The organism is Paenibacillus sp. sgz302191, assembly GCF_057749925.1.
The window spans coordinates 1-10,266 of the sequence record NZ_JBYLHY010000062.1; the positions used below are offsets into that span (position 1 = coordinate 1).

Below are 10,266 nucleotides of genomic sequence, written 5' to 3' on the forward strand. Positions count from 1 at the left end.
ACTTCGTGCCGGCGATGCTGCACGCGTTCCTCGATTACGCGGAGCAGCAGCCGGGAGCGAAGCTGGCCGGGCAGTTGGGAACGCTGCGCCAAGTATTCGCCAGCGGCGAAGCTTTGCCGCCGCAGCACGTGGCCCGGTTCCAGCAGGCGGTAGCGTGGGTGAACCGCGCGCGGCTGATCAACCTGTACGGACCGACGGAAGCGACGGTGGACGTGTCGTACTTCGACTGCGAGCCGGATGTGCATTATCCGGTCATCCCGATCGGGAAGCCGATCCACAATACGCGGCTGTACATCATGAAGGAAGGCAAGCTGCAATTGCAGCCTGTGGGCGTGGCCGGGGAGCTGTGCATCGGTGGCGTCGGCGTGGCGCGGGGCTACCTGAACCGTGCGGAGCTGACGGCGGAGAAGTTCGTGTCCGATCCGTTCGCGGACGGGGGCCGGATGTACCGGACCGGGGACTTGGCGCGCTGGCTGCCGGACGGCAACATCGAATACCTGGGCCGAATCGACCACCAGGTGAAAATCCGCGGCTACCGGATCGAGTTGGGCGAAGTGGAGTCGCAGCTGCTGAACGTGGAGCACGTGGATGAAGCGGTCGTCGTCGCCCGCGCGGACGAGAGCGGCCAAAAGCTGCTGTGCGCGTACTACGTGGCGGAGACGGAGCTGCCTGCCAGCGAGCTGCGCAGCAGGCTGGCGGAGACGCTGCCGGCCTACATGGTGCCGACTTATTTGATCCAACTGGAGCGGATGCCGCTCAGCCCGAACGGCAAAATCGACCGCAAGGCGCTGCCCGCTCCGGAAGCGAGCGTTCGCTCGGAAGCGGAGTATACGGCTCCGCGCACGCAGACGGAAATGAAGCTCGCGCACATTTGGCGGGATGTTTTGGGCCTTGAACGCGTCGGCGTCAAAGACAACTTCTTTGAGATCGGCGGCCATTCCTTGCGGGCCGCGACGCTTGTCGCCCGCATTCATAAAGAAATGAACAAACAGCTGGAAATTCGCGACGTGTTCCAGACACTGACGGTCGAACAGATGGCGCAAAGGATCGAAAGCAAGGAAACCCGCATGCTCGCCGCGATTCCGAATGCGCCGGAGAGCGCGTATTATCCTGTTTCCTCGGCGCAGAAACGGCTGTACATTTTAAGCAATCTGGAAGGCGGAGCGCTGGGGTATAACATGCCGGGGGTCGTCCTGGCGGAAGGGCTGCTGGACCGCAATCGTCTGGAGGAGGCGTTCCGCAAGCTGATTGCACGGCATGAAACGCTGAGAACGAGCTTTGAGCTTGCGGGCGGAGAGCCTGTGCAGCGTATTCATGAGCATATCGAATTCGCTATAGAGGATATCCGCGCGCATGAAGATCAGACGGAGGCGGCGGTTCAAAGCTTTGTGCGTCCGTTTGACCTTGCCCAAGCTCCTTTGCTGCGGGCTGGGCTGATCGAGCAGGGGGCGGAGCGTTATTTGCTGCTGATCGACATGCACCATACCGTATCGGACGGCGGTTCGCTAAACATTTTCATCCATGAACTTGCGCTGCTCTACAACGGCGGGCAGCTGCCGCCTCTGCGCAATCAATACAAAGATTATGCGGTGTGGCAGCAGGCGAACATGCAAAATGAAGAATGGCAAAAGCAGCAGGCGTATTGGCTGGATACGTTTCAGGGCGAGCTGCCGACGCTGGATCTCAAAGCCGATTTTGCGCGTCCCGCCGTGCAGAGCTTTGAAGGGGACAGCGTTCGGTTTGCCGTTGACCGGACAACGAGCGACGCATTGCGCCAACTGGCGGCGCGGAGCGGCAGCACGCTTTATATGGTTTTGCTCGCCGCTTATGCAGCCCTTTTGCATAAATATACGGGACAAGAAGATATCGTCGTCGGCACGCCTGTTGCCGGACGCATTCATGCCGACCTGGAGCCGCTTATCGGCATGTTTGTCAATACGCTTGCGATCCGCAGCTACCCGGCCGGCGACAAAACGTTTTACAGCTTTTTGCAGGACATAAAGGAAAAAACGCTGAGCGCGTTCGAGCATCAGGCGTATCCGTTCGAAGAGCTGGTCAGCAGGCTGCAGCTCAAACGGGATATGAGCCGCAATCCTTTATTCGATACGATGTTCGAGCTGAAAAATGCGGAGCAGACAGACGCGAGCTTTGAGGATGTTCGCTTTTCCGCTTATCCGCGGGAAGACTCCGTCGCGAAATTCGATCTTTCTCTGGAAGGCGCTGTAGAGGAAGACGGCATCGCGTTCCATCTGGAGTATGCGACAGCGGTTTACAAAAGAGCGACGGCAGAGCGGCTCACCAATCATTACAGCCAAATTTTGGCATCCATTGCCCGCGATCCGCAGCTTCCTTTGTCCGCGCTCGAATTTATTGCGGCTGAAGAAAAAGCGCAGCTTTTACACGCATTTAGCGGCAAAGGCGCCGAAGGTCTGGAACCGCTGCTTGAAAAGCCGTTTCATGTCTATGTCGAAGAGCAAGCGCATTGGACGCCCGAACGTCTGGCTGTCAGCGATACGGAAAATCGGTTGACGTACCGCGAGCTGAACGAGCAGGCCAACCGCCTGGCGCAAACGCTGCGCGGCGCAGGCATCGGCCGGGAAAACAGGGTCGGCATTCTTGCCGAACGCAGCACCCTGCTGATCGTGGCGGTGCTCGCCGTATGGAAGGCGGGCGGCGCCTATGTGCCGCTAGACCCGGATTATCCGCCTGAACGCATCCGGTTCATGCTGGAAGACAGCGGCGCTGCCGTGCTGCTGACGCAGTCCCATCTGCTGCATCTCGCGGAGCAGCAGGGTGAGACTGAAACGGCGCAGCAACCGCGAGCCGTGCTGTGCCTCGACGACGAGTCCGTCTATGCGGGCTCGACCGCCGATGGTCCGAATGTCAATGCGCCGGACGATTTGGCTTATGTGATCTATACGTCGGGAACGACGGGGCGCCCGAAGGGCGTCATGATCGAACACCGGAGCCTGGTCAATACGGCGTTCGCCTACCGCCGGGAGTACCGCTTGCTGGAGTTCCCGCTGCTGCTGCTGCAGCTTGCCAGCTTCTCGTTCGACGTATTCACCGGCGATATCGCAAGGACGCTGCTGAACGGCGGCGCCATGTTCATTTGCCGGAAAGAAGACCGGATCGATCCTGTGAAGCTGTACGGTTATTTGCACGAATACCAAATCACTGCGTTTGAATCGACGCCTGCGCTGATCGTTCCGTTCATGGAGCATGTTGCAGCCGAGCAACTGGATATCAGCTCGCTGCGCCTGCTTATCACCAGCTCGGACAGCTGCAGCGTTGCGGACTACCGCAGGCTGCAGGAGCGTTACGGCTCGCAAATCCGCATCATCAACAGCTACGGCGTCACGGAAGCGGCGATCGATTCCAGCTTCTATGACGAGCCTTTGAGCAAGCTTCCTTCGGCGGGCAGCGTGCCGATCGGCAAGGCGTCGCTCAACGCCAGATTTTATATTCTTGATTCAGGTTTGAGCCCTGTGCCTGTCGGCGTATCCGGGGAGCTGTGCATCGGAGGTCCCGGCATCGCCCGAGGCTACTTGAACCGTCCCGAGCTGTCCGATGAAAAGTTCGTCGCGAACCCGTTTGTGCCGGGAGAACGGCTGTATCGGACCGGCGACCTGGCCCGGTGGATGGACGACGGCAACGTGGATTTTATCGGCCGCATGGACCATCAGGTGAAAATTCGCGGTTACCGCATCGAGCTGGGCGAGGTCGAATCGGCTATGCTCGGTTTTCCGGGCGTCAAGCAGGCGGTCGTTATCGATCGTATCGACGACGGCGGCGGCAAATATTTGTGCGGGTATGCGGCCTCCGGAGGAGAGACGCTTGATCTGGCGGCGCTGCAAGCGCACTTGCAGCAATCGCTGCCTGCCCACATGGTGCCGGCGCGGCTGATGACATTGGAACGGCTTCCGCTTACGCCAAATGGCAAAATCGACCGCAAAGCGCTGCCGGTGCCGGAAAATGACGGCTTCGCAGGAGGAGCCGACTATGCGGCGCCCCGCACGGCCGTGGAGCAGACGCTCTGCGAAGTGTGGCAGGCCGTATTGGGCGTCCGGACCGTCGGCATCCGCGACAATTTCTTTGAGCTTGGCGGCGATTCGATAAGATCGCTGCAGGTTTCCTCCAGACTGTATCAAGCCGGTTACCGGATGGAAATGAAAGATCTGTTTCAAAATCCGACCGTTGCAGCCTTGAGTCCGTATGTGCAGCGGGTCAGCCGCATCGCCGATCAGGGCGCCGCAACCGGCGAGGCGTTGTTGACGCCCGTGCAGCTCTGGTTTTTTGAGCAAGACTATAAAGAGGAGCATCACCACAATCAGGCCGTCCTGCTTTACCGTAAATCGGGCTTTGATGAAGCAGCGCTCCGCAAAGCGGTGAGCAAGCTAGCCGAGCATCATGACGCGCTGCGCTTTGTCATTCGTGGCGAGGGAGCCTGGTACCGGGGGCTTGACGAGGGCGAACCGTACAGTTTGGAAATCATCGATCTGAAGGACGAGGCGGAGCCTGCGGCAGCGATCGAGGCGAAAGCGAGCCTCATTCAAGGCGGCATCAGCTTGAGCGAAGGGCCGCTGCTGCGCCTGGGGCTGTTCCGCTGCAAGGACGGAGACCATCTGCTCGTCGCCATTCACCATTTGGTCGTGGACGGCGTCTCCTGGCGGATTTTGTTCGAGGATCTGGCAGCCGCGTATGAGCAGGCGCTAAGCATGCAGGCGATCCGGCTGCCGCAAAAGACGGATTCCTTCCAATTGTGGGCAAGCCGGCTTCACGACTATGCGAATCGTCCGGAACTCGCCGGCGAGCACGCGTATTGGGAGCGGATCGAACAAGCCGGCTATTCGGCTCTGCCGAAAGATAGCGAAGGTCTGAACTCCCTGATCGGCGACAGCGAAGTCGTGACCGTCACCTGGACGGAGGAAACGACGGAGCTGCTGCTGAAGCAAGCGCACCGCGCCTATCGCACCGAAATGAACGATCTTCTGCTGACCTCGCTGGGCATGGCGGTTCACGCCTGGTCCGGTATCGAACACGTAGCCGTCACTCTGGAAGGACACGGCCGCGAAGCGATCATGCCGGATATCGATATATCGCGTACGGTCGGCTGGTTTACGAGCCAATATCCGGTCGTGCTCGACATGGGCGCAAGCACGGACGTATCCGGGCGCATCAAAACGGTGAAGGAAAACTTGCGCGCCGTGCCAAGCAAAGGCGTCGGGTACGGCATTTGGCGGTACTTGTCCGAAGCCGCCAAGTCGGCAGCTTTTGGCGCGGAGCCGGAAATCAGCTTTAACTATTTGGGCCAGTTCGATCAGGATCTTGCCGGCGGCACGTTGGACATATCGCCTTTTTCCGGCGGCGACCCAATCAGCGCGAAAGCGGCCAGAACGTATTCGCTTGACATCAACGGGATGATTTCGGGCGGCGAGCTGTCGCTGACGATCAGCTACAGCCGCAAACAATACCGCAAGGAAACGATGGAGCGTTTGGCAGCGCTTCTGCATGACAGCCTGCAGGAAGTCGTGCTTCACTGCTCGGCGCGGGAAACATCGGAAGCGACGCCTAGCGACCTCTCGATCAAAGGAATGACGTCCGAGGAGCTGGAGCGGATCGCGGCGGCGACGCGGCAAATCGGCGAAATCGAAAATATATACGCGCTCACGCCTATGCAGCAGGGCATGCTGTTCCACAGCATGCTGGACGCCGGCTCGTCGGCCTATTTTGAGCAGACGACGTTTGACCTGCACGGCCGGTTCGATGCGGAGACGTTCGAGAAAAGCTTTGCCGTACTGATGAACCGGCATGGGATTTTCCGCACGAACGTATACGTCGGCTGGAGAGACCGTCCTTTGCAGCTCGTATTCCGCAGGAAGCGCGGCGGTTTTCATTATGAAGATTTGCGGGCGATGCCCGAAGCGGAGCGGAAAGCTTATGTCGAGCGCCGGATGAGCGAAGACAAGCGGCAAGGCTTTGACTTGACGCAGGACGTTCTGATGAGAGTCGCCTTGCTGCGCACGGGGGAGAACGACTACCGCTTCATCTGGAGTTCCCATCATATTTTGATGGACGGCTGGTGTTTGTCGCTCGTTTCGGAAGAGGTGTTCGAGCTGTATCATGCCATGATCGGGCAGCGGACGCCGCAGCTTGCGCCGGTGACGTCGTACAGCCGTTATATCGAATGGCTGGAAGCGCGCGATAAAGACGAGGCCACCGCGTACTGGAGCGGGTATTTGGCAGGTTACGAGAATCAGACCGTACTGCCGGCCGGCAGGCCGCAAGGCAAGGCCGAAGGGCAAAGCTTCACAAGCCATTACTGCGATTTCGGCACGGATTTGACAGCCAGGATGAACCGTTTTGCGAAAGGGCATCAGGTGACGATCCACACGCTGCTGCAAACCGTCTGGGGGCTTCTGCTGCAAAAATACAACGGCAGCAAAGACGTCGTGTTCGGCAGCGTCGTGTCCGGGCGTCCGGCGGAAATTCCCGGCATCGAGAACATGATCGGATTGTTTATCAATACGATTCCTGTGCGGATTTTGCGAGAGGCAGACGATACGTTCGACGAATTGGCCATGCGCATTCAAAAGCAGGCGCTGGCGTCGCATGTGCATGATTCGCATCCGCTTTATGAAATTCAGGCTCTGACCGAGCAGAAGCAGGATCTTGTCAACCATATTATGGTGTTCGAAAACTTCCCGATGGAAGCGCAAATGGAGCAGCTCAGCGGCGGCGGGGAAAACGGCTTCGAGATTTCCCATGTGGAAATGATGGAGCAGACGAATTACGACTTCAATCTGATCGTCACGCCGGGCGAACATTTGCAGATTCGTTTCGAGTATAACGAACGCATCTATGACCCGGCAGCCGTAGAGCGGATCGGTCAGCATTTGCTTTATATGACGGAGCAGGCCGTCGGCAATCCGGACGCTGCGGTCAGCGAACTGGAAATCGTCACGGCCGGCGAGCGGGCGCAAATTTTTGAGATTTTCAACGATACGGCGATGCCGTCGCCGCAAAACAAGACGATTCACCGGCTGCTGGAAGAGCAGGCGGCAAGGACGCCTGAGCAAATGGCCGTTTACTTCGAAGGCGAGAAGCTTACGTACCGGGAGCTTAACGAGCGGGCGAACAGGCTTGCCCGTACGCTGCGGGAGAGAGGCGTCCGGGCGGATCGTCTGGTCGGGCTGATGGCGGAGCGGTCGCTGGACATGATCGTCGGCGTATTCGGCATTATGAAGGCTGGAGGCGCCTACGTGCCGATTGACCCGGAATATCCGGAAGACCGCATCCGCTACATGCTGGAAGATTCGGGCGCGGGGCTGCTGCTCACGCAAGAGCGGCTGGCGGCGCGGATCGGCGATACGGCGAGCGCCGTGCTCCTGCTGGACGACCCGGGCGTTTACAGCGCCGACGGAACGAATCCGGAATATGGAGCGGGCCCCGGCGACCTGGCTTATGTGATCTACACGTCAGGCACGACCGGCAAGCCCAAAGGGGTTATGGTCGAGCATCACGGGCTGACGAATCTGAAAGCTTATTACGATGAAACGCTTCGTATCCATACGTCGGACCGTACGCTGCTGTTCGCCAGCCTGTCCTTCGATGCGGCTTGCTGGGATATGTTCCAGGCGCTGTTCTGCGGCGCGGCCTTGTACGTGCCGACGTCCGAAACGATTTTGAATTATCAGCTGTTCGAGAGCTATATGCGCGAACACGCCATTACCGTCGCATCGCTGCCGCCAACCTATGCGGTGTATCTGGAGCCGGAGGCGATGCCAAGCTTGCGCATTTTGTTTACCGCCGGTTCGGCTTCGTCCGCAGAGCTGGTGCAGAAGTGGAAAGACAAGCTCGCTTACTACAACGGGTACGGGCCGACCGAAAATTCCGTGGCAACCTCGATTTGGCCGGTTTCGTCCGATCCGGACGCAGACCGCTTGATTTCGATCGGGCGTCCGATGCCGAACCACCATGTTTATATGGTGGACCCGGACGGTCATCTGCTGCCGGCAGGCGTGCCGGGAGAGCTGTGCGTGGCAGGCGCAGGACTGGCCAGAGGCTACCACGACCGGCCGGAATTGACGGCGGACAAGTTCGTCGTCAGCCGGTTCAGCGGCGAACGCATGTACCGGACGGGGGACCTTGCAAGATGGCTCTCCGACGGCAGGATCGAATATTTGGGCCGGATCGACCATCAGGTGAAAATACGCGGCTACCGCATCGAGCTTGGCGAAGTGGAAGCCAAAATTTTGCAGGCCGAGGCTGTGCGGGAGACGATCGTTATCGCGCGGGAAGACGCCGCCGGACAAAACCAGCTGTACGCGTACTACGTTGCGGACAGGGACGTATCGGCCCAGGAGCTGCGCACTGCGCTGGGCGCCGAGCTTCCCGGCTACATGGTGCCTTCGTACTTCATCCAGCTTGGCGAAATGCCGCTGACGCCGAACGGCAAAATCGACCGCAAAGCGCTGCCGGCCGAGAGCGGGAATCAGACAGGCGACTCCCGCATAGCTCCGCGCACGCAGATGGAAACGAAGCTGGTTCATATTTGGCAGCACGTGCTCGGCATTTCCGAAATCGGCGTAACGGACAATTTCTTCGAGCTCGGCGGGCACTCGCTGCGGGCGGCTGCGTTAGTCGCCCAGCTGCAAAAAGAATTGGGCCGGATCGTTCCGCTGAAAGACGTATTCCAGCATCCGACCGTCGAGCAGTTGGCGGCGGCGATATCCGGTATGGAGCAAGCCGACTTTACGTCCATACCTCTTGCGCCGGCAAGCGATTATTATCCGTTAACTTCCTCGCAAAAGCGGTTATATATTTTGCACCAGCTTGAAGAGGGGGCGCTTGCTTACAATATGCCGGGCGTCGTGACGCTCATCGGCAATGTTGACGCGAAGCGCCTGGAGCAAGCTTTCGGGCAATTGATCGCCCGTCACGATACGCTTCGCACCGGGTTCGAGCTGAGCGGCGGGGAGCCTCTGCAGCGCATCCATCCGGCAGCGGCGTTCAGCCTGCAGGAAAGACATATCGGCGAAGACGATCCGGAGGCGGTCATTCGCAGCTTTATACGGCCCTTCCGTCTATCGGAATCTCCGCTGTGGAGAGTCCAGCTTGTCGCGCTTGAGCCGCAGCGGCATCTGCTGCTTTTTGATATGCATCACATCATTACGGACGGCGTTTCGATGGAAATATTCGTCGATGAATGGATTCGCTTGTATGAAGGCGAAGAGCTGCCTCCGCTGCGGATTCAGTATAAGGATTACTCGGTGTGGAGAGCGGGGGCGGATCAGCAGCAGCGGATCGAAGCGCAGGAAGCGTACTGGCTCGATGCCTTCCGCGGGGAAATTCCCGCGCTCAACCTGCCGACGGATTATCCGCGGCCGGCCGCCCGCAGCTTCCGGGGAGATACGGTTCCGTTCATCCTTGACGAGCAGCGCACCGATGCGCTCAAGCGATTGGCGGCGCAAACCGGTTCGACCATGTACATGGTGCTGTTTGCCGCATATACCGCGCTGCTGCACGCTTACACGGGGCAGGACGACCTCGTGGTCGGCACGCCGATCGTCGGCAGGCCGCATCCGGACCTGGAGCCGCTGATCGGGATGTTCGTCAACACGCTGGCGCTCCGCATGCATCCGTCGGGAGACCAAACGTTTGCGGATTATGTAAAAGAGGTCAAAAACCGGGTGCTGCAAGCGTTCGAGCATCAGGAATACCCTTTTGAAGAGCTGATTGAGCGTTTGGATATTCCGCGGGATTTCAGCCGCAATCCGCTGTTTGATACGATGTTCGTCATGCAGAGCAGGCGGCGGGAAGAGAAGAGCTTCAAAGATTTGCAGGTCGAGCCTTATCCGAACGGCCACAAAGCCGTACAGTTCGATTTGACGTTCGAAGCCGTCGAAGACGCCGATATCGTAGCTTGCAGCTTGCAATATACGGACGCCTTGTTCGACAGGGAGACCATAGAGCGGATGGCGCTGCATTTCCGGCAGTTAATCGACAGCATTCTGAGCGATCCTTGCTTGAAGCTCGGCGAGCTTGAAGTGATGACGGCCCGGGAGCGGGAGCAAATTTTGCTGGAGTTTAACGACACGGCGGCGGCGTATCCGAGCTTTGCGACGATCCAGGCGCTGTTCGAAGAGCACGCTGCGCGCACGCCGGATAAGCCGGCGGTGCGTTTCGAAGACGCCGTGATGACTTACGGCGAGCTGGACGAGCGGGCGAACCGGTTGGCCCGCACGCTGCGCGCCGCAGGCGTTG

The 10,266-nt window shown here is 59.2% G+C and carries 1 protein-coding gene; it reads left to right on the forward strand.

The features are described from left to right. On the forward strand, nucleotides 1–10,266 hold a 10,266-nt coding region (locus AC3G2T_RS38250; RefSeq protein WP_488438744.1), incomplete at both ends, for an amino acid adenylation domain-containing protein.